This is a genomic window from Pseudonocardia hydrocarbonoxydans (assembly GCF_006539565.1).
In the GTDB taxonomy this organism is placed as follows: domain Bacteria; phylum Actinomycetota; class Actinomycetes; order Mycobacteriales; family Pseudonocardiaceae; genus Pseudonocardia; species Pseudonocardia hydrocarbonoxydans.
Map to the genome: position 1 here is coordinate 1 of NZ_BJNG01000043.1, position 26,706 is coordinate 26,706.

At 74.3% G+C, this 26,706-nt stretch carries 27 protein-coding genes and 1 tRNA gene; 19 read left to right on the forward strand and 9 right to left on the reverse strand.

Annotation, left to right across the window (positions count from 1 at the left end):
* Window positions 1-43 precede the first annotated feature (43 nt).
* Window positions 44-319 carry a hypothetical protein gene (locus PHY01_RS22815; protein WP_141281742.1) on the forward strand — a complete coding sequence of 92 codons (276 nt, stop codon included), beginning with the start codon at window positions 44-46 and terminating at the stop codon, window positions 317-319.
* A 43-nt stretch (window positions 320-362) separates the two neighbouring features.
* Here the strand turns inward: PHY01_RS22815 and PHY01_RS22820 are convergent, their stop codons facing one another.
* Window positions 363-1,085, reverse strand: a complete 723-nt coding sequence (locus PHY01_RS22820; RefSeq protein ID WP_170183942.1) for a class I SAM-dependent methyltransferase — start codon at window positions 1,083-1,085, stop codon at window positions 363-365.
* Entirely contained in the window at window positions 1,082-2,188 is a 1,107-nt protein-coding gene (locus tag PHY01_RS22825) for a 5-methyltetrahydropteroyltriglutamate--homocysteine S-methyltransferase (protein WP_141281746.1), read from the reverse strand. Before PHY01_RS22825 ends, PHY01_RS22820 begins: the two co-directional genes overlap by 4 nt.
* A gap of 46 nt (window positions 2,189-2,234) precedes the next feature.
* On the opposite strand from PHY01_RS22825, the gene PHY01_RS22830 reads away from it, so the two are divergent.
* Window positions 2,235-3,068 carry an LLM class F420-dependent oxidoreductase gene (locus PHY01_RS22830; protein ID WP_141281748.1) on the forward strand — a complete coding sequence of 278 codons (834 nt, stop codon included), beginning with the start codon at window positions 2,235-2,237 and terminating at the stop codon, window positions 3,066-3,068.
* A 13-nt stretch (window positions 3,069-3,081) separates the two neighbouring features.
* Here the strand turns inward: PHY01_RS22830 and PHY01_RS22835 are convergent, their stop codons facing one another.
* Window positions 3,082-3,864: an IclR family transcriptional regulator gene (locus tag PHY01_RS22835; protein WP_141281750.1), complete on the reverse strand. Its 783-nt coding sequence runs from the start codon at window positions 3,862-3,864 to the stop codon at window positions 3,082-3,084.
* 104 nt (window positions 3,865-3,968) lie between these two features.
* On the opposite strand from PHY01_RS22835, the gene PHY01_RS22840 reads away from it, so the two are divergent.
* A complete protein-coding gene (locus PHY01_RS22840) occupies window positions 3,969-4,580 on the forward strand; it encodes a nucleoside/nucleotide kinase family protein (RefSeq protein ID WP_141281752.1) in 612 nt (203 codons plus the stop codon).
* A gap of 128 nt (window positions 4,581-4,708) precedes the next feature.
* Here the strand turns inward: PHY01_RS22840 and PHY01_RS22845 are convergent.
* Window positions 4,709-4,791 (reverse strand) — tRNA-Leu (locus tag PHY01_RS22845).
* A gap of 134 nt (window positions 4,792-4,925) precedes the next feature.
* Here PHY01_RS22845 and PHY01_RS22850 point away from each other — a divergent pair.
* From PHY01_RS22850 to PHY01_RS22895, 10 genes are all read left to right on the forward strand, one after another.
* Window positions 4,926-6,167 (forward strand): FHA domain-containing protein, encoded by a 1,242-nt coding sequence (locus PHY01_RS22850; protein WP_141281754.1) that lies wholly within the window; start codon window positions 4,926-4,928, stop codon window positions 6,165-6,167.
* A 37-nt stretch (window positions 6,168-6,204) separates the two neighbouring features.
* Window positions 6,205-6,669 carry an FHA domain-containing protein FhaB/FipA gene (locus tag PHY01_RS22855; RefSeq protein WP_141281756.1) on the forward strand — a complete coding sequence of 155 codons (465 nt, stop codon included), beginning with the start codon at window positions 6,205-6,207 and terminating at the stop codon, window positions 6,667-6,669.
* Window positions 6,670-6,715: 46 nt separating this feature from the next.
* Window positions 6,716-8,044: a PP2C family protein-serine/threonine phosphatase gene (locus tag PHY01_RS22860; protein WP_141281758.1), complete on the forward strand. Its 1,329-nt coding sequence runs from the start codon at window positions 6,716-6,718 to the stop codon at window positions 8,042-8,044.
* A 1-nt stretch (window position 8,045) separates the two neighbouring features.
* Window positions 8,046-9,470, forward strand: coding sequence for an FtsW/RodA/SpoVE family cell cycle protein (locus tag PHY01_RS22865; protein ID WP_141281760.1), 1,425 nt, complete (start codon window positions 8,046-8,048; stop codon window positions 9,468-9,470).
* A 13-nt stretch (window positions 9,471-9,483) separates the two neighbouring features.
* Complete coding sequence (locus PHY01_RS22870; RefSeq protein ID WP_141281762.1) at window positions 9,484-10,959, forward strand: peptidoglycan D,D-transpeptidase FtsI family protein; 1,476 nt, start codon at window positions 9,484-9,486, stop codon at window positions 10,957-10,959.
* 13 nt (window positions 10,960-10,972) lie between these two features.
* The gene (locus PHY01_RS22875; RefSeq protein ID WP_246086092.1) at window positions 10,973-12,277 is read left to right on the forward strand and encodes a serine/threonine-protein kinase; all 1,305 of its coding nucleotides are present in this window, start codon (window positions 10,973-10,975) and stop codon (window positions 12,275-12,277) included.
* Window positions 12,278-12,383: 106 nt separating this feature from the next.
* Window positions 12,384-14,303, forward strand: coding sequence for a Stk1 family PASTA domain-containing Ser/Thr kinase (gene pknB, locus PHY01_RS22880; RefSeq protein ID WP_141281764.1), 1,920 nt, complete (start codon window positions 12,384-12,386; stop codon window positions 14,301-14,303).
* 27 nt (window positions 14,304-14,330) lie between these two features.
* Window positions 14,331-14,966: an aminodeoxychorismate/anthranilate synthase component II gene (locus PHY01_RS22885; RefSeq protein WP_141281766.1), complete on the forward strand. Its 636-nt coding sequence runs from the start codon at window positions 14,331-14,333 to the stop codon at window positions 14,964-14,966.
* A 150-nt stretch (window positions 14,967-15,116) separates the two neighbouring features.
* The gene (gene crgA / locus PHY01_RS22890; RefSeq protein WP_141281768.1) at window positions 15,117-15,386 is read left to right on the forward strand and encodes a cell division protein CrgA; all 270 of its coding nucleotides are present in this window, start codon (window positions 15,117-15,119) and stop codon (window positions 15,384-15,386) included.
* A 62-nt stretch (window positions 15,387-15,448) separates the two neighbouring features.
* Window positions 15,449-15,895 carry a PH domain-containing protein gene (locus tag PHY01_RS22895; protein ID WP_141281770.1) on the forward strand — a complete coding sequence of 149 codons (447 nt, stop codon included), beginning with the start codon at window positions 15,449-15,451 and terminating at the stop codon, window positions 15,893-15,895.
* On the opposite strand, the gene PHY01_RS22900 is transcribed toward PHY01_RS22895, so the two are convergent.
* Genes PHY01_RS22900 through PHY01_RS22910 form a run of 3 tightly spaced genes read right to left on the reverse strand, consistent with a single transcriptional unit; the run spans window position 15,881 to window position 18,391 of the window.
* Window positions 15,881-16,741: a rhomboid family intramembrane serine protease gene (locus PHY01_RS22900; RefSeq protein ID WP_141281772.1), complete on the reverse strand. Its 861-nt coding sequence runs from the start codon at window positions 16,739-16,741 to the stop codon at window positions 15,881-15,883. The two genes, PHY01_RS22895 and PHY01_RS22900, sit on opposite strands and share 15 nt — an antisense overlap.
* 10 nt (window positions 16,742-16,751) lie before the next feature.
* Complete coding sequence (locus PHY01_RS22905; protein ID WP_141281774.1) at window positions 16,752-17,291, reverse strand: peptidylprolyl isomerase; 540 nt, start codon at window positions 17,289-17,291, stop codon at window positions 16,752-16,754.
* A complete protein-coding gene (locus tag PHY01_RS22910; protein WP_246086093.1) occupies window positions 17,279-18,391 on the reverse strand; it encodes an alpha/beta hydrolase family protein in 1,113 nt (370 codons plus the stop codon). The genes PHY01_RS22905 and PHY01_RS22910 overlap by 13 nt, the downstream gene beginning before the upstream one ends.
* Before the next feature lie 148 nt (window positions 18,392-18,539).
* Here PHY01_RS22910 and PHY01_RS22915 point away from each other — a divergent pair, with 148 nt between their 5' ends.
* Together PHY01_RS22915 and PHY01_RS22920 are read left to right on the forward strand one after the other, a co-directional pair.
* The gene (locus PHY01_RS22915; protein ID WP_141281778.1) at window positions 18,540-19,145 is read left to right on the forward strand and encodes a hypothetical protein; all 606 of its coding nucleotides are present in this window, start codon (window positions 18,540-18,542) and stop codon (window positions 19,143-19,145) included.
* Between the two features lie 143 nt (window positions 19,146-19,288).
* A complete protein-coding gene (locus PHY01_RS22920) occupies window positions 19,289-19,708 on the forward strand; it encodes a hypothetical protein (protein WP_218030294.1) in 420 nt (139 codons plus the stop codon).
* A gap of 42 nt (window positions 19,709-19,750) precedes the next feature.
* Here the strand turns inward: PHY01_RS22920 and PHY01_RS22925 are convergent, their stop codons facing one another.
* The gene (locus tag PHY01_RS22925; RefSeq protein ID WP_141281780.1) at window positions 19,751-20,077 is read right to left on the reverse strand and encodes a putative quinol monooxygenase; all 327 of its coding nucleotides are present in this window, start codon (window positions 20,075-20,077) and stop codon (window positions 19,751-19,753) included.
* Between the two features lie 109 nt (window positions 20,078-20,186).
* Between PHY01_RS22925 and PHY01_RS22930 the strand changes: the two genes are divergently transcribed.
* Window positions 20,187-21,353, forward strand: coding sequence for a luciferase domain-containing protein (locus PHY01_RS22930; RefSeq protein WP_141281782.1), 1,167 nt, complete (start codon window positions 20,187-20,189; stop codon window positions 21,351-21,353).
* Between the two features lie 7 nt (window positions 21,354-21,360).
* Here the strand turns inward: PHY01_RS22930 and ligD are convergent, their stop codons facing one another.
* Window positions 21,361-22,350 (reverse strand): non-homologous end-joining DNA ligase, encoded by a 990-nt coding sequence (ligD, locus tag PHY01_RS22935; protein WP_246086094.1) that lies wholly within the window; start codon window positions 22,348-22,350, stop codon window positions 21,361-21,363.
* A gap of 518 nt (window positions 22,351-22,868) precedes the next feature.
* Here ligD and PHY01_RS22940 point away from each other — a divergent pair.
* The 3 genes from PHY01_RS22940 to PHY01_RS22950 are packed head-to-tail and all read left to right on the forward strand — an operon-like array spanning window position 22,869 to window position 26,364.
* Window positions 22,869-23,753, forward strand: coding sequence for a molybdopterin cofactor-binding domain-containing protein (locus tag PHY01_RS22940; RefSeq protein ID WP_141281784.1), 885 nt, complete (start codon window positions 22,869-22,871; stop codon window positions 23,751-23,753).
* A gap of 11 nt (window positions 23,754-23,764) precedes the next feature.
* Window positions 23,765-24,652 carry an LLM class flavin-dependent oxidoreductase gene (locus tag PHY01_RS22945; protein ID WP_141281786.1) on the forward strand — a complete coding sequence of 296 codons (888 nt, stop codon included), beginning with the start codon at window positions 23,765-23,767 and terminating at the stop codon, window positions 24,650-24,652.
* Complete coding sequence (locus PHY01_RS22950; protein WP_141281788.1) at window positions 24,649-26,364, forward strand: acetyl/propionyl/methylcrotonyl-CoA carboxylase subunit alpha; 1,716 nt, start codon at window positions 24,649-24,651, stop codon at window positions 26,362-26,364. Before PHY01_RS22945 ends, PHY01_RS22950 begins: the two co-directional genes overlap by 4 nt.
* The last annotated feature ends 342 nt before the right edge of the window (window positions 26,365-26,706 follow it).

The following is a 26,706-nucleotide window of genomic DNA, read 5'->3' on the forward strand; positions in this document are numbered from 1 at the left end:
AGGCGATCTACGCCGGCGCCGAGAACATGTGAGAGGCCCGGACGTGAAGAAGAAGCTCCTCGTCGGCGCGATCGTCGCCGCCACCCTGCTCGGCGGCGCGGGTGTCGCCCTGGCGGCCCCGTCCACCCCCGACGACCTGGTCCAGGGCGGCAGCGCCGTCTCCGCCCTGCTCGGCGACGCGGGTGCCCAGTTCACCGACTTCCTCGACGGCAACCGCCCCGAGGGCGCCGACGGCACCGAGGTCGAGCCCGTCGAGGCGGACCCCCGCTTCGTCGAGGGCCCGCTCGGCGGCCTGATCACCGACGGGCCGCTCGACTAGCACTCCCGTCCGGCAGTGGAGCCCCGGTGGGACGACGGTGGCTCTACTGCTGTGCGGGGGCCCGTGCGGTGAGGACCCGGAACGTGTTGTCCAGCCGGTAGCCGTCGCCGTCGCGGTGGCGTTCGAGGCGCTCCAGCACCGCCTCGCGCACCGCGGCCGGGCCGGCCGCGTTCATCGCGTGCCGGCCCAGTCCGGAGTCGAACAGCGGGCCCAGCACCGCGTCGGCGTCGGGGTAGCGGAACGCGCACACCACCTGTGCCGACCCCAGTACCTCCAGACCGGCCCCGGTGACGAGGTCGGCGAGCAGGTCCGGGCCGTCCTCGGGCGGCGGGCGGCGCGGACCCAGCCACGGCGCCAGCGCCTCGCCGAACGCCCGCACGTCGCAGTCCTGCTCCGCGCCCCATACGGTGACGGCGACGAACCCGCCCGGTGCCACCCGCGCGGCCTCCCGCAGCGCGCCCCGCGGATCGCGCAGGTGGGCGACCAGCTGCACGAGCCCGACGACGTCGACGGGCCCGACCCCGCCCAGGTCGGTCGCGTCCGCGACGGCGAACGTCGCCTCCGGCACCTCGCGGGCGGCCAGCGCCACGGCGGACGGGTCGCCGTCGACGCCGTGCACGCGGGCCCCGCGCGCCACCGCGGCCCGGGAGAAGCCCCCACCGCCGCACCCGACGTCGAGCACGCGGGTGCCGGGGCCGACGCCGGTGGCGTCGAGCACCGCCCCGTAGAGCGGTTCGGCCCAGCCCCGTGGCCCCTCCTCGGTCACGACCACACCTCGTCGGCGACGCGCACGATCAGCTCCAGCTTCGCCTTCTGCTCGTCGACGGTGAGGTCGTTGCCCTCCACGGTGGAGGAGAAGCCGCACTGCGGGGACAGGCAGAGCTGGTCGAGCGGCACGTACTGCGCCGCCTCGTCGATGCGCCGCTTGAGCGTGTCGGCGTCCTCCAGCCGCCCCGACTTCGTCGTGACGAGCCCGAGGACGACCCGCTTGCCCGGCGGCACGAACCGCAGCGGGGAGAACCCGCCGGAGCGCTCGTCGTCGAACTCGCAGAAGAAGCCGTCGACGGCCAGCTCGCCGAACAGCGCCTCGGCGACGTGGTCGTAGCCGCCCTCGGCCGCCCACGAGGAGCGGTAGTTGCCGCGGCACATGTGGGTGGTGACCCGCAGGTCGGCGGGCCGGTCGGCGATCGCCGCGTTGATCTGGCGGATGTAGCGCAGGTGCTGCGTCTCGGGGTCGTCGCCCTTGGCGGCCAGGTCGGCGCGGTGGGCGGGGTCGTTGAGGTAGGCCAGGGCGGTGTCGTCGAGCTGCAGGTAGCGGCAGCCCAGGCCGTACAGGGCGGTGAGCTCGTCGGCGTAGGCGGCCGACAGGTCGGTCCAGAAGCCCTCGATGTCGGGGTAGACGCTGCGGTCGATCACCGCGGAGCCGCCGCGGGCGTAGACCATGCTGGGTGAGGGGATCGTCAGCTTCGGGACGGCCGTGGTGACCTGCTCGGCGAGGAACGCGTAGTGGTCGGCGAAGATCGGCTCGGCCAGCCGCACCGGGGAGTCGACGGCCATGCCTGCGGAGGTGAACGCCCCCTCCCCGCTCGCGTTGCGCATCCGCACCTCGATCTTCTGGTCGGTGCGGCTGATCCCGCCGAGGCGGTAGATGAAGTCCATGTGCCAGGAGGTGCGGCGGAACTCGCCGTCGGTGGCCGCGCTCAGGCCCACCTGCTCCTGCAGCGCCACGACGTCGCGGATCGCGGAGTCCTCCGCGGCACGCAGGCCGACGTCGTCGAGGGTGCCGGCGGCGTGCCGCTCACGGGCGGCGAGCAGCTCGGGCGGGCGCAGGAGGCTGCCGACGTGGTCGGCGCGGAACGGTGCCGTCATGCCCGTGAGGCTATGCCCGCGGACGCATCGGTTGCATGATCGGCCGATGGAGATCGGCGTCGTGACGTTCCTGACCGACTACGGAATCACCCCCGTGGAGCTGGGTCGCGCGGTGGAGGAGCGCGGCTTCGACGCGCTGTTCCTCACCGAGCACACCCACATCCCGACCAGCCGTGAGTCGCCGTGGCCCGGCGGCCCCGAGCTGCCCACCCGCTACTCCCACACCTACGACCCGTTCGTCGCGCTGGCCGCCGTCGCCGCGACGACGGGGCGGATCGCGCTCGGCACCGGGGTGTCGCTGGTCGCCCAGCACGACCCGATCGTGCTGGCCAAGACCGTCGCGAGCCTCGACCGCATCGCCGGTGGCCGGTTCGAGCTGGGGATCGGGCCGGGCTGGAACGTCGAGGAGATGGCGCACCACGGCGTCGACCCGGCGCGGCGGACGGCCCGGATGCTGGAGCACGTCGAGGCGATGCGGGCGATCTGGACCGCGGACGAGGCGGAGTACCACGGCCGGTTCGTCGACTTCTCCCCCATCTGGTCCTGGCCCAAGCCGACGCGGGTCCCCCCGGTCCTCATCGGGGGCGGCGGGCCGACGGTGCTCGACCGCGTCCTGTCCCACGGCGACGGCTGGATCCCGCTGCGCGTGCCGGTCTCGGGCCTCGACGCGTTCGCCGCCCGGGTCGCCGAGCTGCGCGACCGGGCCGCCGACACCGGGCGCGGGCCGCTCCCCGTCACCGTCTACGGGGCGTCGCCGCGGCCGGAGGCGCTGGAGTCCTACGCCGCGGCGGGGGTCGACCGGGTGCTGTTCGAGCTCGCCGACCACGGCCCCGACGGCACCGCCGCCACCCTGCGCGAGCTGGACGCGCTGGCCCGCTAGTTCCCGGGCACGGCTAGTGGGCGCCGGTCGCGCGGGCGTCGTCGGTCTCGGCCCTGGCGACGCGCGCCGCGGCCTCGCGGACGGCGACCTCCAGCTCCCAGCGCCGCGCCGCGAACTCCGCACGCGACACCGTCACCCCGACGGCGGCCCGCACCACGGCGCCGGGCACCGGGGCCGCGACGCCCGCGATCCCCGGCCGGTACTCCTCCACCTCCACCGCGACGCCCGCCGAGCGCACCCGCATCAGCTCCCGGTCCAGCCCGCGGCGCTCCACGAGGGTGCGGGAGGTGAGCCGCGGCATCCCGTAGGGCGCCAGCAGCTCGCTGACCCGCGCCGGGCGCAGCGGGGCGAGCAGGACCTTGCCCCCGGCCGTGGCGTGCGCGGGCGTCGGCTCGCCGACGTCGAAGCCGTCGGGCCGTGGATGGTCGGCGCACTCGTCGACGGCGGCCACGACGACGTCGGTGTCGCGGAACACGACCAGGTGCGTCGCCGCGCCGACGGAGCCGTGCAGCTCGTGCAGCAGCGTCCGCACCGGGGCAGTGGGCCGGACCTGGTCGGCGAGGCTGCGGTGGAGCTCGGCGATCCGGTAGCCGAGGCCGTAGCCGCGGCTCTCCTGCAGGCGTACGAGGTAGCCCTCCTCCACCAGCGTGCCCAGCGCCCGGTACACCGTCGGCAGCGGGCAGGACAGGCGCCGGGCGATCGCCTTCGCGGTGACGCCGTCGCCCGCCGCCGCCACGGCCTCGACGATCCGCAGCGCCCGCGTGATCGACGTGCCGGTGCTGCGTTCGGGCTCCACGGCCCCAGTGTCGGGCCGGTCGGCCGTCGGGCGCCAGCAGGCGCCCACGGGCAGGTACCCGGTGCCGGGGCGCCACCGGCGGACCGGCTGGCAGCATCGGGTGCGTGCAGGTCACCCCGCTGACGCCCGACCGGCTCGCCGACCGGGTCGCCACGCTCGTCGAGGCCCGACCGGGCCGGGTGCGCCTGGTCGTCGACGGCCCGCCGCCCACCCGGCCCGACGTGCTCGCCGGGCACGTCGCGCGGGACCTGCGGACGCGTGGCCGGGCCGCGGTGCTCGTCGCGGCCGCCGACTTCCTGCGGCCGGCGTCGCTGCGCCTGGAGCGCGGCCGCACCGACCCCGACGAGTTCCTCGACGGCTGGCTCGACGACGCCGGGCTGCGCCGCGAGGTCCTCGACCCCGCCGCCACGACCGGCCGGGTGCTGCCCCGGCTCCGCGACGCGGCGGTGGACCGGGCGTTCCGCGACGGCTACACGCAGCTGCCGGCGGACGGGGTGGTCGTCGTCGCGGGCGGGTTGCTGCTGGGCCGCGGGCTGCCGTTCGACGTGGCCGTGCACCTGCGGATGGGTCCGGCCGCACTGGCCAGGGGCCTACCCGCCGACGAGCACTGGACGCTGCCGGCCTACGCCCGGTACGCCGCCGAACGCGATCCGGAGGGTGCCGCGGACGTGCTGGTGTTCGCCGACCACCCGGATCGGCCCGCGGTGCGGCGGTGACGGCGACCGCTCGGCGACGCCACGGACGTGCTCGGCGACAGGTCTCGGTCCCGTAACGGGAGGGAGAGGGGCCGACGTCGGGATCCCGACGGGCCGGGAGGCCCACGGCGGGCCTCCGGATGATGTTGTGGGCGAGGAGGGAGTTGAACCCTCACGTCCTTTCGGACACACGGACCTGAACCGTGCGCGTCTGCCATTCCGCCACTCGCCCTGGCGAGGGAAAAGCTAGCACGGCCCGTCCGACCCCCCGTGCCGCACCCCCGGATCGGGGGCGGCACGCTGGGGGGTAGCACAGATACGATCGGTGCTGTCAGCAACACGCCGTCGTGATCGGAGGAAGATCGGTTGGGCCGCGTCGAGAAGTTCGAGCGCCGTCTACAAGGGATGGTGGGCGACGCCTTCGCGCGGGTTTTCGGTGGCAGTGTCGTCCCCCAGGAAGTCATGCAGGGGCTGCTCCGAGAGGCCGAGGACCACATCGAGCAGCTGGCGGGGGGGCGCCTCCTGGCGCCGAACCGCTACACCGTGCTGCTCGGACCAGCCGATTTCGATCGCATGGCCGGTGACACCGCTCAGATCGTCGACTCGCTCTCGAGCTACGTCACCGAACAACTCGCCGACCAGGGATGGGACACCTACGGCGAGGTCGTAGTCTTTCTGGAGCGCTCCGATGCGCTGCACACGGGACAGTTCCGCACCCGCTCGTCCGTGGACCCCGACGCTTCCCGTCGGGACGCCACGCGAGCTCGCGACGCAGGAGAAGCACCCATGAGCCAGCAACCGGGCCACCCCGAGGAGAACGGGCAGTACGGCTACGACCGTCCCGCCCCCGGCGGATACGGCCAGCAGACCTACGCCCCGCCCGCCTACGACCAGCGCCAGGGCGGGTACGACCAGGGCGAGCAGCCGGGCTACGGCCAGCAGGGCGGCGCCGCCGACCCGTACGGCCAGCAGGGCTACGGCCAGCAGCAGGGCTACGGCCAGCAGGGCGCAGACCCGTACGGCCAGCAGGGCTACGGGCAGCAGCCCGGCTACGGCGGCCAGCAGGGCTACGACCAGGGCTACGGCCAGCAGCAGCCCGGGTACGGCCAGCAGCCCGGCTACGGCCAGCCGCAGGGCTACGACCAGGGCTACGGCCAGCCGCAGGGCTACGACCAGGGCTACGGGCAGCCGCAGCCGGGCTACGGCCAGCAGCAGGGTTACGGCCAGCAGGGCTACGACCAGGGCTACGGGCAGCAGCAGGGTTACGGCCAGCAGGGCTACGACCAGGGCTACGGCCAGCAGCAGGGCTACGGCCAGCAGGGCTACACCGCCACGCTGAGCCTCGACGACGGCTCGGGCCGCAACTACGAGCTCACCCAGGGCAGCCACGTGATCGGCCGCGGCCAGGAGTCGGCGTTCCGCCTTCCCGACACCGGCGTGTCGCGCCGTCATCTGGAGATCAGCTGGGATGGTCAGGCCGCGACGCTCACCGACCTCGGTTCCACGAACGGCACCACCGTGAACGGCAACCCGGTGCAGACGTGGCAGCTCAACGACGGTGACGTCATCCGGGTCGGGCACTCGAGCCTGGTCTTCCGGACCCAGTAGTCACCCTCACCAGACCCCAGGACGGAGTTCGCCGCGAGTGCCGGAGTTGGTGCTGCAGCTGACCAGGGCGGGCTTCCTGGCCCTCCTCTGGCTGTTCGTGCTGGTCGCGCTCCGGGTGGTGCGGTCGGATCTGTACGCCGCGTCCGGGCTCCGGTCGATGCTGCCCGGGGGAGGTCGGGTGGCGCCCCGCGGCGGGGGCCGGGGCCGCATGCCCCGGCAACTGCTCGTCACCGCGGGCGCGCTGGCGGGCACCCGGGTGTCGTTGGAGGACTCCCGGCCGATCCTGATCGGCCGGGCCGACGACTCCACCCTGGTGCTCGACGACGACTACGCCTCGACCCGCCACGCCCGCATCTCCCTGCAGGGGGAGGAGTGGTACGTCGAGGATCTCGGGTCGACGAACGGCACGTACCTCGACCGGGCTAAGGTCACCGGACCCACCCGGGTCCCCCTGGGAGTCCCTGTCCGCATCGGCAAGACGGTGATCGAGCTCCGATCATGAACCGGATCCCTCCCGCGCCCGCCGACCGAGCCGCCGGAGCCGCCCGATGACGCTGGTCCTGCGCTACTCGGCCCGTAGCGACCGTGGGCTCGTCCGGCAGAACAACCAGGACGCCGTCTACGCCGGCCCCCGGCTGCTGGCGCTCGCCGACGGCATGGGCGGGCACGCGGCCGGCGAGGTCGCGTCGTCCCTGGTGATCTCCGCGCTCGCCCCGCTCGACGAGGACGACCCCGGCGACGACCTGCTGCGCGAGCTGCGCGAGGCCACCGTCGAGGGCAACGCGGCGATCACCCACCACGTGCACGAGGCCCCCGACCTGGAGGGCATGGGCACCACGCTCACCGCCATCCTGTTCGCCGGCAGGCGGCTGGGCCTGGTGCACATCGGCGACTCGCGGGCCTACCAGCTGCGCGGCGGCGTCCTCACCCAGATCACCAAGGACGACACCTTCGTCCAGTCGCTGATCGACGAGGGCCGGATCACCGAGGAGGAGGCGCACACGCACCCGCAGCGCTCGCTGCTGCTGCGCGCCATCACCGGCCAGGACATCGACCCGTCGCTGACGATCCGCGAGGCCCGCGCGGGCGACCGCTACCTGCTCTGCTCCGACGGCCTGTCCGGTGTCGTGAGCGACGAGACGCTGGCCGACACGCTGCGCGGCTACCGCGACCCCCGCGAGTGCGCCGACCGCATGATCGAGCTGGCGCTGCGCGGCGGCGGGCCCGACAACATCACCTGCATCGTGGCCGACGTCGTCGACATCGAGTTCGGCGAGGACGCCCCGATCGTCGGCGGTGCCGCGGGCGACGGCCGCGACGACGGCCCCCGCCCCGACTCCGCCGCCGCCCGCGCGTCGGCCACCACCCTGACGCGGCCCGCCCCGCAGCGCACGGCCCCGGCCGCGGAGGCCCCCGCCGTGGCCCGGCGCTCCCGGGCACGGCTGTTCGTCGCGGCGGCCGCGGCGCTCGTGGTCCTCGTCGGCGGCGGCCTGCTCGCCACGGTCTGGGTGCTCCAGCAGTACTACGTGGGCGCCGACGCCGACCGGGTCACGATCTTCCAGGGCGTCCAGGGCGAGGTGCTGGGGGTGCCGCTGCACACCGTCGCCGAGCGCACCGACATCGCGCTCGACGACCTGCCGGAGTCCGACCGCTCCCTGGTCCGCGGCGGCATCGACGCCGCGGGGCTGGACGGCGCGCAGGGCGTCGTCGAGCGGCTGCGCACCAAGATGCTCGACCCCTGCCCCGCACCGACCCCGGCCGCGCCCGAGACGGCGCTGGTGCCGACCCTCCCCGACGTGACCTTCCCGGACTACGGCGCCACCGCGTTGCCGAGCGTGCCGCCCGAGCCGGGGATCAACTGCCGGCCGGTGGGCTGACGTGGTGGCACAGGGCGAGGCGCGGGAGCAGGCAGGCCCGCCGACCGGCCGCACGATCGAGCTCGTGCTGCTGGCGTTCGCGGCGGTGCTGGTCACCGGCGCGCTCATCCTGGTGGAGGCCAACCAGGAGCAGACGCTGACGATCGACCTGCTGCTCATCGGCGCGGCCTACCTGGCGCTGCTGGTGGGGGCCCACCTCGCCGTCCGCAGGCTGGCGCCCTACGCCGACCCGCTGATCCTGCCCGCGGTGGCCCTGCTCAACGGGCTGGGCCTGGTGATGATCTACCGGCTCGACCTGGCCAAGGCCGACCGCGCCGTCGCACTGGGCAACGACCTGCCGACGCTGCTGTGGCCGCGCCAGGTCGCCTGGACCGGCGTCGGGCTGCTGCTGTTCGTCGCGGTGCTCTGGGTGGTCCGCGACCACCGCAAGCTGGCCGCCTACGCCTACACCGCGGGGTTCACCGGGCTGATCCTGCTCGCGCTGCCGGGCGTGCTGCCGTCGTCGATCTCCGAGGTCAACGGGGCGAAGATCTGGCTGCGGCTGGGCATCTTCTCCATCCAGCCCGGCGAGTTCGCGAAGATCCTGCTGATCATCTTCTTCGCGGCGTTCCTGGTGCAGAAGCGCGACCTGTTCTCCACGGCCGGGCGCCGCTTCCTGGGCATGGAGCTCCCCCGCGCCCGCGACCTCGCGCCGCTGCTCGTCGCCTGGGCGTTCTCGGTCGGCGTGCTGGTGCTCGAACGCGACCTGGGCACCTCGCTGCTGTTCTTCGGCATCGTCCTGGTGCTGCTCTACACGGCCACCGAGCGCGTGTCCTGGATGCTGATCGGGCTGTCGTTCTTCGCCGCGGGCGGGTTCGTCGCCTACCAGCTGTTCGGCCACGTCCGCACCCGCGTCCAGATCTGGATCGACCCGTTCGCCGACTTCGACGGCGCCGGCTTCCAGATCGGCCAGGCGCTGTTCGGCCTGGGCACCGGCGGGCTCGGCGGCACCGGTCTCGGCGCGGGCCGCCCGGAGCTGGTGCCGTTCGCCGAGAGCGACTTCATGCTCTCCTCGCTGGGCGAGGAGCTGGGCCTGATCGGGCTCGCCGCGATCATGGTGATCTACCTGGTGCTGATCACCCGCGGGCTGCGCAGCGCGCTCGCCGTGCGCGACAGCTTCGGCAAGCTGCTGGCCACCGGCCTGGCGTTCACGCTCGCCCTGCAGGTGTTCATCGTCGCGGGCGGGGCGTCCAAGCTGATCCCGCTCACCGGCCTGACGCTGCCGTTCCTGTCCTACGGTGGCAGCTCGCTGGTCGCCAACTACGCGCTGGTCGCGCTGCTGCTGCGCATCTCCAACGCCGCACGCGCGCCGCTGCCCCGGCGCCCGGCCGTCCCGCTGCCGCCGATCGCGGAGGCCGGGACCGAGCTGGTGGAGCGGCCCTCATGATCGGTTTCCGGCTGTGAACACCCCCGTCCGCCGCATCGCCATCGCCGTGATGGCGATGGTCCTGCTCCTGATGGCCAACCTGACCTACATCCAGGTGGTCAAGGCCGGCGACTACCGCACCGACCAGCGCAACCAGCGCGTCCTGCTCGCGGAGTACTCCCGCCAGCGGGGGCAGATCAGCGCGCAGGGGCAGGTGCTGGCGCGCAGCGTCGAGACCGACGGCCAGTACCCGTTCCAGCGCGAGTACCCCGACGGGCCCGCCTTCGCCTCGATCACCGGCTACTACTCGCTGATCTACAGCGCGGGCGGCCTGGAGCGGGCGGCCAACGACGTCCTCAACGGCAGCGACGACCGGCTGTTCACCCGCCGCCTGTCCGACCTGATCACCGGCCGCGACCCGAGCGGCGGCAACGTCGTCACCACGATCGACCCGGCGGTGCAGCAGGCCGCCTACGACGCGCTCTCGGAGAACGGCTACACCGGCTCGGTCGTGGCGCTGCAGCCCTCGACAGGCGCGATCCTGGCCATGGCCTCCACGCCGTCCTACGACCCGAACCCGCTGGCCGCGCAGGGTGCCCGGACCCAGCAGGACGCCTGGGCGGAGTACACCGACGCCGACCCGCCGGTGCTCACCAACCGGGCGATCCAGGAGATCTACCCCCCGGGCTCGACCTTCAAGCTGATCGACGTCGCCGCGGCCCTGGAGAGCGGTCGCTACACCCCGGAGAGCCAGTTCACCGCGGCGTCGAGCATCACCCTGGCCGACACCGCCACGCCGCTGCAGAACTTCAACGGCAACGCCTGCGGCACCGGCCGGACCGCGTCCTTGCGCGACGCCCTGCAGCGCTCGTGCAACACCGCGTTCGCGGAGCTGGCCGAGCAGCTGGGCGAGCAGGCGCTGCGCGACCAGGCCGAGGCGTTCGGGATCGGCACCGAGGACATCGCGATCCCGATGGGCGTCGTCCCGTCGACGATCGGCGACATCGAGAGCACCGCGGCGCTGCAGCAGACCAGCATCGGGCAGCGCGACGTCGCGCTCACCCCGATGCAGAACGCCATGGTCGTCGCCGCGATCGCCAACGGCGGCCGCCTGATGGCGCCGTACCTGATCTCGGAGATCCAGGGCCAGGACCTGGAGACCCTCGACACCACCGAGCCCGACCAGATCGGCCAGTCCGTCAGCCCCGGGGTGGCGCGCACGCTCACCGAGCTGATGGTCAACAACGAGAACAGCTACCAGGGCGAGGGCAAGATCCGCGGCGTCCAGATCGCCGCGAAGACGGGCACCGCCGAGCACGGGGTCGACCCCAAGAGCACGCCGCCGCACGTCTGGTACGTCGCGTTCGCGCCCGCGGAGAACCCGCAGGTCGCGGTCGCGGTGCTGGTCGAGTCCGGCGGTGACCGCAACAACCTGGCCGCCACCGGCGGCGCCGTCGCCGCCCCGATCGGCCGCGCCGTGATCGGTGCGGCGCTGCGGGGTTCCCAGTGAGGGGCCCGGCGCGGTGAGGGCGTTCGCGGCCGGGGTGCTCATCGCCGACCGGTACCAGCTCGACCGACGCATCGCCGTCGGCGGGATGGGCGAGGTCTGGGAGGCCTCCGACACCCGCCTCGGGCGCAGCGTGGCCGTCAAGGTGCTGCGGCCGGAGCTGTCCGACGACGAGGAGTTCCTGCACCGGTTCCGGATCGAGGCGCGCACGGTGGCCTCGCTCGACCACACCGGCATCGCCGCCGTGCACGACTACGGCGAGGACGACCCGTCCGACAGCGGGCGGCGCACCGCGTACCTGGTGATGGAGCTGGTGCGCGGCGAGCCGCTGTCGGCCGTCATCGCCCGCGGGCCGATCGAGGCCGGGGAGACGCTGCGGATCATCGAGGAGACCGCCCGCGCGCTGCAGGCCGCGCACGAGCGCGGGTTCGTCCACCGCGACGTCAAGCCGGGCAACATCCTCGTCCGCACCGACGGGCTCATCAAGATCACCGACTTCGGCATCGCGAAGGCCGCCGACGCCGTGCCCGTCACGCGCTCGGGCATGGTGATGGGCACCGCGCACTACATCGCACCCGAGCAGGCCAGCGGGGCCGAAGCCGGGCCCGCGGGCGACGTCTACTCGCTCGGCATCGTCGGCTACGAGTGCCTGGCCGGGCACCGGCCGTTCCGCGCCGACAGCGCCGTGGCCGTCGCGATGATGCAGGTGCGCGACGAGCCGCCGCCGCTGCCCGGCACGATCCCGGTCGAGGCGCGCGAGCTGATCGAGTCGGTGCTGGTCAAGGACCCGACGCAGCGCTACGCGACGGGCGGGGAGTTCGCCGAGGCGGTGGCCGCCGTCCGGCGCGGGCAGGCGCTGCCGGTGCCGTCCGGGCTCACGCCCCGCGGCGGGTCCACCCCGGTGGCCCCGCCCCCCGAGGCCCGCACCCGGCGTCGCGCGCCCGCCCCGCCGCCGCCGCCCGGGGCCGCGCCCGACGGGCGGTACACGCCGGGGCGGCACGCCTCGGGCCCGCACCGGCTCCCGGAGCCGCGGCCCGACACCGGGCCCGGCGCCCGTGCCGAGGGACGCGCGGCCGAGCGTCACCACGAGCCCGCCCGCCGGCCCCCCACGGAGCCCCTGCGGCTGCAGCCGGCCACCGGGCCGGGTCGCGGGCTGCTGATCGTGCTGTTCGTGCTGCTCACCGTCGCCGCGGTGGTGTTCGGCATCTTCGTGGTCCGGGCTCTCGGGGAGGGCGACCCGGGCACGGGCGCGGGGGTACGGGTGGTGGCGCCCCAGGGGGTGGCGGCCGGCTCGATGATCGACTCAGGAACGGTCCGGTGAGCCCGCACAACACGCCGACCGGCGCTCGGGTGGTGGGGGGAACACCTCGGGCGTACACGGCGCCCGGCATGATGACCTCGTCCACACGAACCTCCCAGAGGCCGCGATGACCACCCCCCGCCTGTTGTCCGAGCGCTACGAGCTGGGCGAGACGCTCGGCTACGGAGGCATGTCCGAGGTCCACCACGGGCTCGACACCCGGCTGGGCCGTGACGTCGCGATCAAGGTGCTGCGCGCCGACCTGGCCCGCGACCCGCAGTTCCAGATGCGCTTCCGGCGCGAGGCCCAGAACGCCGCCGCCCTCAACCACCCCGCGATCGTCGCCGTGTACGACACCGGCGAGGTGCAGAGCGAGGCCGGTCCGCTGCCCTACATCGTCATGGAGTACGTCGACGGGCAGACGCTGCGCGACATCGTCAAGACCACGGGCCCGATGACCCAGCAGCACGTCATCGAGGTGATGGCCGACGTCTGCGCGGCGCTGGACTTCAGCCACCGGCACCAGATCATCCACCGCGACGTCAAGCCCGCCAACATCATGATCAACAATGCCGGCGCGGTGAAGGTGATGGACTTCGGCATCGCCCGCGCGCTGGGCGAGGGCCAGAACGTCACCCAGACCGCGGCCGTGATCGGTACCGCCCAGTACCTCTCGCCCGAGCAGGCCCGCGGCGAGGCCGTCGACGCCCGCTCCGACGTCTACGCCGCCGGCTGCGTGCTGTTCGAGCTGCTCACCGGGGAGCCGCCGTTCACCGGCGACACCCCGGTCGCCGTCGCCTACCAGCACGTCCGCGAGGACCCGCGGCGTCCCTCCGAGCTCAACCCGGAGATCCCGCCCGCGCTCGACTCGGTGGTGCTCAAGGCGCTGTCGAAGAACCCGGCCAACCGCTACCAGTCCGCCGCCGAGATGCGGTCGGACCTGGTCCGCGTGCGCAGCGGGCAGGCCCCGATGGCGCCCGCGGTGATGAGCGAGGACGAGCGCACCGCGATGCTCGCCCACCAGACCGGCCCCACCCGGCGGGTCAACGGCGGACGGCACACCCTGCCCCCGGCCGCCCCCACCGAGTACTACGACGACGAGCCGCGCCGCAGCACCGGGCGCATCGTCGGGATCGTGGCGGCCGTCGCGGTGGCGCTGGCACTGATCGGGTTCGTGGCGTTCCAGATCTTCGGGGGGCCGGCCGCACCGGAGCAGTTCGCGATGCCCGACGTGGTCGGCCAGGAACAGGAGGCGGCCCGGACCACCCTGATCAACGCCGGCCTGATCCCGAACATCCAGACGGAGGAGTCCACGGTCGACGATCAGGGCCGGGTCGTGCGTACCGACCCCTCCGCGACCACGCAGGTCCAGGAACGGGCGAACGTCACGATCTTCGTCGGGTCCGGTCCTGCTGTGGCCGCGGTACCCCCGCTCGCCGGCCTGACGATCGCCGACGCACAGACGGCGCTGGCCGCCCGAGGCCTCTCGCTGGGCGAACAGGTACCCGAGGAGACCACCGACGAGGCGCTGATCGACCGGATCATCCGGTCGACCCCGGCCGCCGGCGCGGACGCGCCCGGTGGCAGCGCGGTCGCGGTCGTCATCGGCACCCGGCCGACCACCCGGGAGGTGCCGTCGGTGTCGGGCCAGAGCCGCCAGCAGGCCCGCCAGACGCTGGAGGCGGCCGGCTTCACCGTCCAGGAGTCCGAGGTCGACGGGTCCGGCGAGAGCGGTGACGTCGTCGGCACCAACCCGGCCGCGGGGGCCCAGGCCGCTCCGGGCTCGACGGTCACCCTGCAGATCTCGCGCGGCAACCAGGTCACGATGCCCGACCTCATCGGGCTCGACCGCGGCGACGCCCTGCGCGCCCTGCAGCAGGCCGGGATCAGCCTGCGCGACGTCACCCAACGCGAGCGCAACGTCAGCGACGACAGCCAGGACGGCCGCGTGATCGAGCAGTCGATCGGCGAGGGGCAGTCCTACCAGGAGGGCGACGAGCTCGTCATCACGATCGGCGACGGCGGGGGCGGGTTCTTCGGCAACTGAGTCGCGCGCCGGGGCACACTGGTGCCCATGCGCGTGCTCGTGATCGACAACTACGACAGCTTCGTCTACAACCTCGTCCAGTACCTCGCCCAGCTCGGCGCCGACACCACGGTGCGGCGCAACGACGAGGTCGACCTCGACGAGCTCGGCGACGTCGACGGGGTGCTGGTGAGCCCCGGGCCGGGCACGCCCGAGCGGGCCGGGATCAGCGTCGAGGCGATCCGGCGGTGCGCCGACCGCGAGCTGCCGCTGCTCGGCGTGTGCCTGGGCCACCAGGCGATCGGGGCGGCCTGGGGCGGGGTCGTGGAACGGGCGCCCGAGCTGCTGCACGGCAAGACCTCGCTGGTGCACCACGAGGGCGCGGGGGTGCTCGCCGGTCTGCCCGACCCGTTCGTCGCCACGCGCTACCACTCGCTGTCGATCCGGCCGGACACCCTGCCCTCGGAGCTGGAGGTCACCGGCCGCACCGACAGCGGCGTCATCATGGCGGTGCGGCACCGGGCGCTGCCCATCGAGGGCGTGCAGTTCCATCCCGAGTCGGTGCTCACCGAGCACGGCCACCGCCTGCTGGCCAACTGGATGGCCGCCGCGGGCCATCCCGCCCCGGAGCCGGTCGTCGAGGCCCTGACGGCCGAGACCGCGGCCCTGAGCGCCCGCGCCTGACCCCACCGGTTGCAGTGGTGTGGCTCTACTGCAACCGGGTCGGAGTGGAGCCACCCCACTGCAACCGGCTCGGCCGGGGGTCTGCGCGCTAGCCTGGGGCCAGAGTCCGGTGCGGTGTGCGCCGGTGACGCCGTCTCACGAGGTCTGCAGATGCCGAAGAGCAAGGTCCGCAAGAAGGCCGTCTACACCCCGCCCGCGGGCGACAAGCGGACGACCACACCGGTCAAGGTCACGGGCCCCACGAACCCGATCTACGTCGCCGTCTTCCTGGGGCTGATGCTGCTCGGGCTGCTCTGGCTGGTCGTCAACTACCTGGCTGTGGACTACATCCCGTGGATGGCCGCCCTCGGCCCCTGGAACTTCCTCATCGGGTTCTCACTCATCGTGATCGGCCTGTTGATGACGATGAGGTGGCGTTGAGCTGCGGAAACACACCACTGTAAGTAGTCCCCAGTGTGGATGGACGCTGTGGACAAACTACCGTGAGTGATCATGATTGGGCCGTTCGGACCTGGAGCCCGGCCGCCGGCCTGGTCGCGCTGGGCTGGGTCGGGGCGGTCGCGGCCACGGCCTGGTGCGCGCTCCTGACGGTCTCCGGCGCCGATCCCGCCGGGCGCCTGCTGGCCGGCTGCGCGGCGCTGGCGCTCGTCGTCGCCGCGCTGTTCGGTACCCGCGCCCGGCCGCGCCTGCGCGTGGACGCCGACGGCCTGACGGTCGGCGGCATGCTGCGCGCCCGGCACCACCCCTGGCCGCTCGTGCAGGGGGTGCGCGTCCTGCGGACGCGGAGGTTCGGCCGGGAGACCTCGTTGCTGGAGGTCGACACCGTCACCGCCGACGGCGGGGAGCGGCTGCTGCTGTTCGGTCGCCTCGACCTCGGCGCCGACCCGGAGGACGTCGCGGCCGAGCTGCTGGCCCTACGCCCCCGCTAGGACGGCGCCCGCGGCGACCACCACGAGCAGCACCACGGCGATCGCCGCCAGGCCGCCGCCCTGCACCGGCGCGCGCCGGGCGGGTGGGGCGTAGACGAGCACGGCGGTGGCCGCGGCGCCCGCGAGCAGGCCCCCGAGGTGGGCCTGCCAGGAGATGCCGGGGACGAAGAACCCCAACGCCAGGTTGACGGCGAGCAGCCCGAGGACCTGGTTGAGCGGCCTGCGCAACCGCAGCAGGGCGACCACGAGCCCGCCCATCAGGCCGAACACCGCGCCGGAGGCGCCCGCGACGTACTCGCCGGGCCCGTAGAGCACCATCACCGCGGCCGCCCCGCCGAGCATCCCGAGCAGGTACACCGCCAGGAACCGGCCGCGGCCGACCAGCATCTCCATGTCGCGGCCGATGATCCACAGCGCGAACATGTTGAACGCGAGGTGCAGCGGGCCGATGTGCAGGAAGCCCGAGGTGACCAGCCGCCACCACTCGCCGGCGGCCACCGTGCCGGGCGAGAGCGCCCAGTCGACGAACAGCGCGGAGCGCGTGTTGGCACCGATGCTGCCCGCCTGCACGGCCGTGGCGGCGAAGGCGAGCAGGTTGAGCACCACCAGCGCGGGCACGACCAGCGGCCGCGCCCCGAGCACGGCGCCGGCGACGGTGGTGGCGCGGCGCACCTCCCGCTGCCCCTGGCGGACGCAGTCGACGCACTGGTACCCCACCGACGCCTCGCGCAGGCACTCCGGACACGCCGGGCGCGCGCAACGGGTGCACGCGAGCCCGGTGGGCCGGTCGGGATGGCGGACGCACACCGCCGGGGCTCCGGTGGGCGGGCCGGCGGGGTACGTCACGGCACGTCGCTCAGGAGATCTCGATCTTCTGGATCACGATGTCGGTGAGCGGCCGGTCGGACCGGTCGGTGCTCGTGGACGCGATCTTGTCGACGACGGCGCGCGAGTCGGCGTCGGCGACCTCACCGAAGATCGTGTGCTTGCGGTTGAGGTGCGGCGTGGGGCCGACGGTGATGAAGAACTGCGAGCCGTTGGTGCCGGGCCCCGCGTTGGCCATCGCCAGCAGGTAGGGCCGGTCGAACTGCAGCTCGGGGTGGAACTCGTCGCCGAACTGGTAGCCGGGCCCGCCGCGGCCGGTGCCGGTGGGGTCGCCGCCCTGCAGCATGAAGCCGCTGATCACGCGGTGGAAGACCGAGCCGTCGTAGAACGGGCCGGTGTCGCCGCCGCTGGCGTTGGGCTGGCTGTAGTTCCCGTCGCCGGTCGCGAGGCCGACGAAGTTCGCGACCGTCTTCGGCGCGTGGTCGGGGAAGAGGGTGATCGTGATGTCGCCCTCGGAGGTCCGCAGCGTCGCGGTGTTCTTGGCGTTGCCTGGTTCCGTCACAGGGACCATGGTGCCAGCACCTCGGTGAGGAAGGACGTCACGGTGCCCTCGTAGGCCCCCGGGTCGGCGTTCCAGGCGGCCGTGTGCTCGGGCCCGGCGACCTCGACGTAGCGCAGCGGCCACTGCAGGCCCGGGGCCGCGGCGGCCAGTGCCCGGCTCGCGGACACCGGCACGGAGGTGTCGTCGTCGGTGTGGAACAGCAGCGTGGGCGGGGTGACGGCGGGCGGGCGGCGGCGCAGGTCGAACCGGTCGAAGTCGATGCGGATGCGCCGGCTGGTGATCGCCAGGGCCAGCGGGCTGAGACCGGGGGGCAGCCGCCGGTTGCGGGCCTGCTGGCGCAGCGTGGCCCGCCAGTCGACGAGCGGGGCGTCCCAGACCACGGCGTCGACCGCTCCGGCCTCCGTCGAGCGGTCGAGGAAGGCGCCGGTGATGGCGCCGCCCATCGACCAGCCGTAGAGCACGATCCGGCGGGCGCCGTGGCGGCGGGCGTAGCGCACCGCGGCCTCCAGGTCCTCCCACTCGGAGTCGCCGAGGTGGTCGCGGGCGTCGGGGCTGGGCGGGGCGTCGCCGTCGTTGCGGTAGCTGGCGACCAGCACCGGCAGGCCCAGCTCGTGCAGCGCCGGGAGCACCCGCAGCGCCTCGCGGCGGGTGCCGCCGCGGCCGTGGACCGCGACGACCCAGGTGTCGCCCGGGGCCGGCACCAGCCAGGCGGGCGCCGGGCCCACCGGCGTGGGCACCTCGACCTCGGAGAAGGCCAGGCCGCGCTGCCCCGGGTCGTCCCACGGCCCGGTGTCCAGCACGGCCGACGAGCCGGGCTCCGGGACGTCGCCGCCGAGCAACGGACGGCGCACCGTCCCGTCGACGACCTCGGCCACCGGTCCCATCCGCGCGAGCCCGCCCACCCAGCGCAGGCCCCAGGTGCCCGGCTGACGGGTCAGGCGCGAGTCCGCGAGCACGACCGTCGAGCCGGTGACGGCCAGGACGCGCTCCGGATAGACGAGCTGCCGGCGGGTGTCGAGCAGCACGCCGGAGTAGAACCAGCCGATTCCGCCGAGACCGGCACTGATCCCCACACCGGCACCTGCTGCGAGCCTCGCCACGACCGTCACGGTGTCGATGATGTCCGACACGCCGGGGCGGGGTCGACGGCCACCATAACGAGTGAAAGACGATGACGGACACGTTAAGTGCACAACCGGGTGCACACCGTTTCGTTGAGGGGTCTGACCACGAACGCGTCTGGAAGGAACTTCCCGCATGAGCAGCCTCGCACGGCGCAGCCTGCGCACCACCGCCGCCGCGGCCGGAATCGCCGCACTCGGCCTCGGGTTCGCCGGCTCCGCGCTGGCCGCCCCCGAACTCCCGGCCCTGCCCGGCACCGACGGACTCGGAGGCGCGGGGATCCCCGAGGCCCCGGCCGCCCCCGGCCTCGACGGACTCCCCGCCGCCCCCGAGGCCCCCGGCCTGCCCTCGGCCGAGGGCTGGAGCGTCCCCGGCCTCGTCAACGTCGAGATGCCGGCCGTCAACACCGACTCCCCGGAGCTCCCCGCCGGCGACGCCTTCGAGCTGCCGGCCCTGCCCGGCGCCGAGGGTCTGCCCGAGCTCCCCGCCCTGCCCACCGCGGCGGACACCCCGGCCCTGCCCGAGGCCCCCTCCGCCGACGCGCTGCCGGAGGCCCCCTCCACCGACGGGATCGTCAACATGGGCGGCGGCGTCGACCAGGTCAGCGGCCCGACCCCGGACGGCTTCGGCCAGAACCAGGTCGGCGCGATGGCCGCCGCCGACATGGCGAAGATGATCGCCGAGCTGGCGCAGGGCGCCGGGTCCGGCGAGTCGATGACGGAGAACCAGCAGATCGGCTGACCCACGTCGGCCCGACGGCCACTGCGCAACGGGGCGCAGTGGTCCGTTACCCCCCCAGTTATCAGTCATCGCAGTGGTCAGTCACCCCGTGCGCTACCTCCGAGGTCATCGACCCGACGACCGGGCTGCACGACAGTTCGGTCATGACATCGACGACCGGATCCCGCACCTCCGCCCCCACCCGCGACGGCGGTCGCCTGCTGCGCCGCGCCCTGCGCCTGGACGCCGCCGCCTCGGGTGCGCTCGGCGTGGCCGCCCTGGCCGCGGCGCCCGCGCTGGCCGGCCTGCTCGGCCCGCCCACCCCGGTGCTGCTCGGGGTCGGCGCGTTCCTCGCACTGTTCGCCGCCGGGCTGCTGGTGCTCGCCGCCCGGCCCGCGATCCCCCGGCCCGCCGCGTGGACGGTCGTCCTCGGCAACGCCGGCTGGGTCGCCGCGAGCGTCGCCACGGCCGTGCTGGCGGCGCCCGTCCTGACCGGGCTCGGCGTCGCCGTGGTGCTGGCCCAGGCCGCGGCCGTCGCGGTGTTCGCCGACCTGCAGTGGCTGGGCCTGCGCCGGATGGGCTGAGCGGGTACGGGCGGTGGGCCCCGGACCCACCGCCCGCCGAGTTCAGCGGGGCGTGATCTCGCCCATCGGGCCCCAGCCCTTCACCTGCTCGTCGTCGACGTAGATGATCTGCGGCTGGCGCGACACGAGGTCGGGCGCCTTCTCGACGAAGTCGGCGAAGTGCGCGGTCTTCGTGTGGGCGCCGCCGGCTTCGGCGTCACGGAAGCACTCGATGGTGACGAACTCCAGCGGGTCGGCCAGGCCGCGCGACCACTCGAAGAAGACGCAGCCCTCCTCGGCGTTGACCGCGGTCGCGTACGACTCGGCCAGGGGCAGCCACTCGTCCACCTTCTCGGGACGGATCGGGAACTTGACGTTGATCAGGATCATGGCGCACATGCTAGTGACGGGCGTCGCTGTTCCACGTGGAACGTCCCGGGATGAGACGCCGTATCGAACTGAGACCGGCGGGCCGAGCCGCCGCTTCTAATGTGGCGCGATGGGTGACCAACGCCACGCCGGACCGGCCGACATCCCGCTGGTCGCCCGGTGGGGCACCGAGCATCCGCGGGCCCCGCTCGTCGTGGCGCTGCACGGCAGCGGCACCAGCGAGCACTCGCTCATCGAGATCTCGCCGTGGCTGCCGCACGGCCCCGTCGCCTACGTCACGGTGCGCGGGCCGCTGCAGCTGGGCAGCGGCTACGGCTGGTACACCGATCCCGGCGACGGCCCGCCCGACGCCGACGACCTGCGCCTGACGTGCACGTGGCTGCTCGACTGGCTCGACACCGAGGGCGACCCGGACCGGCCGGTGCTGCTCATCGGCTTCCGCGAGGGCGTGACGATGGCGGGCGCGCTGATGCTCACCGCGCCGGAGCGCTTCGCGGGTGCGGGCCTCATCTACGGGGCGCTGCCGCTCGACTCGGGGCTGCCCGCGGGCCGGGGCGTCCTCGCCGGCATGCCGGTGTTCCTGGCCCACGGCGACGCCGACGTCCGCACCCCGGCCCCGCTGCTCGCCCGCACCTGGGAGTGGCTGGCGCAGGAGAGCGGGGCCCCGCTGTGGGCCGAGCGTGGCGCGGGCGGGGGTCAGCTGGAGGGGGCCGTGGTCGGGCATCTGGGCACCTGGCTCGGCGACCGCCTCGACCACATCCGGGCCCACGGCGAGAACCCGCTGCCCGACGGCGACGAGCCGCCGTGGCCCTCGGTGCCCGGCGGGCGGCTGCCGGCCCGCGGCGGGCCGCCGCCGGAGACCACCACCACCGTCCCGCAGCACCAGCTGACCCAGCACGCGCCCGCCGCGCGGCAGGACGAGCTGTGGACGCGGGTCTCCCATCTCGCCGGGGTGACCACCGCGCCCGCCACCGTCGGGGTGGAGGGCACGCGCTCGCTGCTGCTCGACCGCGCCGACGCCACCGGCCCCGACGCCGCGTACCTGCTCCCCGACCTCGGCGAGTTCGCGCACCTGCACCCCGACGGCAGCGTGCACGCGGCCCTGCCCGACGAGCTGGCCTACGACGGCATCGCCAAGGGCTGGGTGGTGCCGCACCCGCTCGCCGGGATCCGGGTGCGCTCGGGGATGGTGCTGGTGCCCGGCCCGCGCGACGAGGAGGAGGTCGGCGTCGTCGCGGGGATCGTGGCCGCGGCGCACCAGTTCGCGACGGGGTGAGGGGCGGTCAGCGGCGGGGCAGCACGACCTCGGCGGGATCGCGGTCGGGCCGCAGGCCACGCCAGACCGCGTGGCGGAGCCGGTGGTCGTGGGTGAGCGTGCGGTACTCGACCTCCCCCACCAGCACGGGCTCGACCCACCGCGCGGGCCGGGCGTACTCGCGGGGGACCTCGTCGTCGTCGAAGGCGCCGGTGTCGCGGCGTAGGGGCGCGAGCCGGGCGTGCAGGTCGCGCAGCACCGCGTCGGTGAACCCGGTGCCGACGTGCCCGAGGAACCGCAGCCGGCCGGTGTCGTCGCGGGCGGCCAGCAGCAGGGCCCCGATGCCGCCCGCGCGCCGGCCCTCCCCCGCCGTCCAGCCCGCGACGAGCACCTCCTGCGTGCTGAGCAGCGCGGTCTTCACCCAGGACGACGAGCGCCTGCCCGGTTCGTAGCGCGACCCCCGGCGCTTCGCGACGATCCCCTCCAGACCGTGCGCGCGGGCCACCTCCAGCAGCTGCGCCGCGGGGACGTCGGCGACCGAGGGGGGCACCTGCACACCGGGCACCTCGCCCAGCCCCAGCGCGTCGAGCCGCTCGCGCCGCGCGTCGTAGGGCTCGCGGAGCAGCCGGAGCCCGTCGAGCTCCAGCAGGTCGAACACGTAGAGCGCCACCGGCACCCGAGCCACGAGCTCCGGGGCCGGGTGCCGCAGGTGCATGCGCTGCTGCAGCAGCCCGAAGTCCGGGCGGCCGGCCGCGTCGAGCGCGACCAGCTCGCCGTCGAGCACGACCGGGCGGCCCGCCGCCCAGCCGCCCAGTGACGCGGTGCGGGCGAGCTCCGGATAGCCCGCGCTCAGGTCGTTGCCGTTGCGGCTGGTCAGGCGTACGCCGTCGGCGGTGCCGTCGACGATCGCCCGCACGCCGTCCCACTTGAACTCCACCGCCCACCCGGTGGTCGTCACCGGGGCCGGGCCGGCGGTGGCCAGCATCGGGCGCACCGGCTCGGCCTGCGGGGCATCCATGCCGCACACCCTGGTCGTCCGGGACGGCCGCCGCCAGACGCCGGGCCCCGCCGGACGGCCTCGCGCACCCGCGCCCGCGCCGCCGCCACGTCCGCTTCTGCGGCTACACCACCCTATGGGGTGAATTCGGCGGAGCTGCGCCCGCGATCGGCGAGTTCGACCCGCGGTCGGCTCTGACCTGCGGAGATGCCGGAAACGACCGAACCGGACGATGTTGCAGGGGTGTGAACTGGCGAGGGACGCCCGACCAGCGGTCGGTCTCGTCGGACCGGCGTCGATCATCTCGGGAGGTCGAAGCGGCCTGAACGGGGCAAAACCGCATTTGCGGAGAAGCGGGTCGAGTATCGCAATACCCCAGCGGTCGTTACGTCCACCATCAGCCGCGGTGATGCGTGCCACACCACTGACCCGCTGCCGTGCCGAACTGTCGCGCGGGTTCCGTGCTGACGCCGCTCCCCCTGATGTCGAGGTCGTCCAGGTGACGCCCTCCGCCTCACCGTCCCGTGGAAGGACCGAAGATGGCCAGCCCCACGCATGCGCCACCCGGTGACCGTTCCGGTCGCCACCGCGCCACCAAGTCGATCGAGATCGACCGGCGTCGGTTCCTGACCTACCTGGTCAGCGGCGCGACACTGACCGTCGCGACCTACGCCGGCGTCGAGGCGCTGGCCCCCTCGAGCGCGAGCGCCGCCCCGATCCCCAGCGGACCGCACCCGATCGACTTCCAGGACCTCGGCGACATCCTCATCGCCGCCTACCGCCCGACGTTCAACCTCATGCGCCTCGAGGTGCTGGAGAACGGCAAGGTCCGCTTCGAGCTGCCCCGCACCGACGTCGGCACCGGCATCAGCACGGCGATGGCGATGGTCATCGCCGACGAGATGGACGTGCCGGTCGAGAACGTCGAGGTGCCGATGTCCGACGCGCGCCCCGAGCTGCTGTTCAACATGCTCACCGGCGGCTCGTGCACGCTGCGCGCGCTGATCCCGCCGGTGCGGGCCCTGGCCGCGGTGGCCAGGGGCCGGCTGGTGGCGGCCGCGGCGAACATGCTCGACGTCCCGCCGGGCACCATCCGCACCCTGGACGGCTACGCGGTCGACGACGAGGGCCGCCAGATCGCCTTCGGCGACCTCAGCTCGGTGGCGGCCCAGCTCGACCTGCCTCTCGAGGACGTCCCGGTCAAGACCTCGGCGGAGGAGATCGCGCACGCCCGCGCCGTGCTCGAGGCGGGGGCGTCGGGCGTCGGGATGGTCGACGGCGCGATGGTCGACGACGTGCACCTGCGCATGGCGCAGGCGTTGCTGGACCGGGCGGACGGACGACCGGCTCGCACACACCTCCGGGGGCCGGCACACAGGTCCGGCCCTCTGTGCCGACCCCGCACCCTGTGTGCGAGCCCGTAGCGGTGGGGCTGATGCTCGCGCCGCAGGGCGACCCGGCGGAGGTCGTCGGGGCCGCGCGGCGGGCCGAGGAGCTGGGGTTCGACTTCCTGGCCTGCGGCGAGCACGTGTTCTTCCACAGCCCGACGCCCAACGCGTTCGTCGCGCTCGCGGCCGCGGCGGGCGCCACCTCCCGCATCCGACTGCTGTCGGCGCTGACGATCCTGCCGGTGTACCCGGCGGCGCTGGCCGCGAAGATGGCCGCCACGCTCGACCGCGTCTCCGGGGGCCGGTTCGACCTCGGGATCGGCGTCGGCGGGGAGTTCCCGGCCGAGTTCGCGGCCGTCGACGTGCCGGTCACCCGGCGCGGGCGGCGCACCGACGAGGCCCTCGACGTCCTGACCCGGCTGTTCGCGGGCGAGCGGGTCTCCTTCGACGGGCACGAGGTCACGCTCGACCCGCTGCCGCTGCAGCGCCCCCGTCCCCCGATCTGGGTCGGCGGGCGCAAGGAGGCCTCGATGCGCCGCGCCGGCCGCTTCGGCGACGTGTGGGTGCCCTACATGTACAGCCCCGAGCAGCTCGCGGCCGGCCTGGCGACGGTGGCCGCGTCGGCCGCCGAACACGGACGCGGGCCCGTCGAGGGCGCGGTGTTCTGCTGGACCGGCGCCGGCCGCGACGGCCCGGCCGCCCGGCGGGCGGCCGTCGAGACGCTCGGCGCGGTGTACCGGCAGGACTTCGGCCCGCTCGCCGACCGGTACGTCCCCGGCGGCACCCCGGAGCAGGTCGTCGCCCGGCTGCGCGAGTACGTCGACGCGGGGGCGCGGTCGATCGTGCTCGTGCCCGCCTGTCCCGACACCGACCGCGCGGCGATGGTCGAACTGTTCGCCCACGAGATCGTCCCGGCCCTGAGGAGTTCACCATGACCACCCTCCGCAAGGTGCTCGTCGCCAACCGCGGTGAGATCGCGGTCCGGGTGGTCCGCGCCTGCGCGGACGCCGGGCTCGCCAGCGTCGCGGTGTACGCCGACGGCGACGCCGACGCCCCGCACGTCCGGCTCGCCGACGAGGCGTACCCGCTGCACGGGACGACCGCCGCGCAGACCTACCTCGACCAGGCCAAGATCCTCGACGCGGCCGACCTGGCCGGCGCCGACGCCGTCCACCCCGGCTACGGCTTCCTCTCCGAGAACGCCGACTTCGCCCAGGCCGTCGTCGACGCCGGGCTGACCTGGATCGGCCCGACCCCGCAGGCGATCCGCGACCTCGGGGACAAGGTCACCGCCCGCAAGATCGCCGCCGCGGTGGGTGCGCCGCAGGTGGCGGGATCGGCGGGCCCGGTCGGCGGCGCCGACGAGGTGGTCGCGTTCGCCGCCGAGCACGGCCTGCCGGTGGCGATCAAGGCCGTGTACGGCGGGGGCGGACGCGGGCTCAAGGTCGCGCGCACCGCCGAGGAGATCCCCGAGCTCTTCGACTCCGCGGTGCGCGAGGCGCAGGCGGCGTTCGGGCGCGGCGACTGCTTCGTCGAGCGCTACCTGGAGCGCCCCCGGCACGTCGAGGCGCAGGTGCTCGCCGACACCCACGGCACGGTCGTGGTCGTCGGCACCCGGGACTGCTCGCTGCAGCGCCGCCACCAGAAGCTGGTCGAGGAGGCCCCGGCGCCGTTCCTCACCGACGCGCAGCGCACCGAGATCCACACCGCGGCGCGGGCGATCTGCGCCGAGGCCGGCTACCACGGGGCGGGCACCGTCGAGTTCCTCGTCGGGCAGGACGGCGTCATCTCGTTCCTGGAGGTCAACACCCGGCTGCAGGTCGAGCACCCGGTCTCGGAGGAGACCACCGGCCTGGACCTGGTGGGCGAGCAGTTCCGGATCGCCGCCGGGGAACCGCTGCGGATCACCGAGGACCCCGCCCCGGTCGGGCACTCCATCGAGTTCCGGATCAACGGCGAGGACCCGGCCCGCGGGTTCCTGCCCGCGCCCGGCACGGTGACCGCGTGGGAGCTGCCGTCCTGTCCCGGCGTCCGGGTGGACGCCGGGGTCGAGGCCGGCACCGTGGTCGGCGGGCAGTTCGACTCGCTGCTGGCCAAGCTGATCGTCACCGGCACCGACCGCCGCCAGGCGCTCGCCAGGGCCCGGCGCGCGCTCGCGGACTTCCGCGTCGACGGGCTGCCCACCGTGCTGCCGTTCCACCGTGCCGTCGTCGAGGACCCCGCGTTCACCGCGCAGGACGGCTTCGGCGTGCACACCCGGTGGATCGAGACCGAGTACGCCGCCCCCGAGTCCGCACCCGGGAACACCGTGACGATTCAGGTCGGCGGTCGCGCGCACGTGGTGACGCTGCCCGGGCTGTCCGCGGTGAGCGCCGAGACGGCAGCGGGGATCCGCGCCGGTGCGCAGCAGACCGGCGGGGCGGCCGCTCAGGGCGACGATGTCGTCGCGCCGATGCAGGGCACCGTCGTGAAGATCGTGGTGGCCGACGGCGACGCGGTGCGTCGGGGCGACCTGGTCGCCGTGGTCGAGGCGATGAAGATGGAGAACCCGATCACCGCGCACCAGAACGGGACCGTCGCCGGCCTCGCGGTCGCGACCGGCGCCTCGGTCGGCCAGGGCTCGGTGCTGTGCCGGATCGAGGGCTGATCGGCGCCGCGGAGCGGCGTGGCCGAACCTGGTGTGGGCGTGGTGCTCGCGCAGGCGGTGCGACTCCTCCGGGCTCGACGCCGAGCGGTCACGTCGCGAGCTCGGCGCCGCGGGTGAGATCGACGTGGTGGGGGTCTCGCCACCGGAGAATCCCGATGGTGTCGATCTCACCCGAGTGCGGCGACAGCGCGGGCTGGTCGCGGTCGTGGAGGTCATGAAGCGGGAGAACCCCGATCGCCGCGTACCGGATCGAGTCGGGCGACCCCGTCTCTCATTGAGACGGCGGCGGCGCCCCGGCCGCCTCTACCGTGGCGCGGTCCGCCGGCCGCCGCTCCCCGGTCA

What these genes read in the sequence shown, in the direction of transcription:
- PHY01_RS22925 (WP_141281780.1), bottom strand. Translation starts at nt 20,077, where the DNA reads ATGATCCTGATCAACGTCAAGTTCCCGATCCGTCCCGAGAAGGTGGAC.
- ligD (WP_246086094.1), bottom strand. Translation starts at nt 22,350, where the DNA reads ATGGATGCCCCGCAGGCCGAGCCGGTGCGCCCGATGCTGGCCACCGCC.
- PHY01_RS22940 (WP_141281784.1), top strand. Translation starts at nt 22,869, where the DNA reads ATGGCCAGCCCCACGCATGCGCCACCCGGTGACCGTTCCGGTCGCCAC.
- PHY01_RS22945 (WP_141281786.1), top strand. Translation starts at nt 23,765, where the DNA reads ATGCTCGCGCCGCAGGGCGACCCGGCGGAGGTCGTCGGGGCCGCGCGG.
- PHY01_RS22860 (WP_141281758.1), top strand. Translation starts at nt 6,716, where the DNA reads ATGACGCTGGTCCTGCGCTACTCGGCCCGTAGCGACCGTGGGCTCGTC.
- PHY01_RS22825 (WP_141281746.1), bottom strand. Translation starts at nt 2,188, where the DNA reads ATGACGGCACCGTTCCGCGCCGACCACGTCGGCAGCCTCCTGCGCCCG.
- PHY01_RS22830 (WP_141281748.1), top strand. Translation starts at nt 2,235, where the DNA reads ATGGAGATCGGCGTCGTGACGTTCCTGACCGACTACGGAATCACCCCC.
- PHY01_RS22915 (WP_141281778.1), top strand. Translation starts at nt 18,540, where the DNA reads ATGAGCAGCCTCGCACGGCGCAGCCTGCGCACCACCGCCGCCGCGGCC.
- PHY01_RS22885 (WP_141281766.1), top strand. Translation starts at nt 14,331, where the DNA reads ATGCGCGTGCTCGTGATCGACAACTACGACAGCTTCGTCTACAACCTC.
- PHY01_RS22905 (WP_141281774.1), bottom strand. Translation starts at nt 17,291, where the DNA reads ATGGTCCCTGTGACGGAACCAGGCAACGCCAAGAACACCGCGACGCTG.
- PHY01_RS22920 (WP_218030294.1), top strand. Translation starts at nt 19,289, where the DNA reads ATGACATCGACGACCGGATCCCGCACCTCCGCCCCCACCCGCGACGGC.
- PHY01_RS22950 (WP_141281788.1), top strand. Translation starts at nt 24,649, where the DNA reads ATGACCACCCTCCGCAAGGTGCTCGTCGCCAACCGCGGTGAGATCGCG.
- crgA (WP_141281768.1), top strand. Translation starts at nt 15,117, where the DNA reads ATGCCGAAGAGCAAGGTCCGCAAGAAGGCCGTCTACACCCCGCCCGCG.
- PHY01_RS22930 (WP_141281782.1), top strand. Translation starts at nt 20,187, where the DNA reads ATGGGTGACCAACGCCACGCCGGACCGGCCGACATCCCGCTGGTCGCC.
- pknB (WP_141281764.1), top strand. Translation starts at nt 12,384, where the DNA reads ATGACCACCCCCCGCCTGTTGTCCGAGCGCTACGAGCTGGGCGAGACG.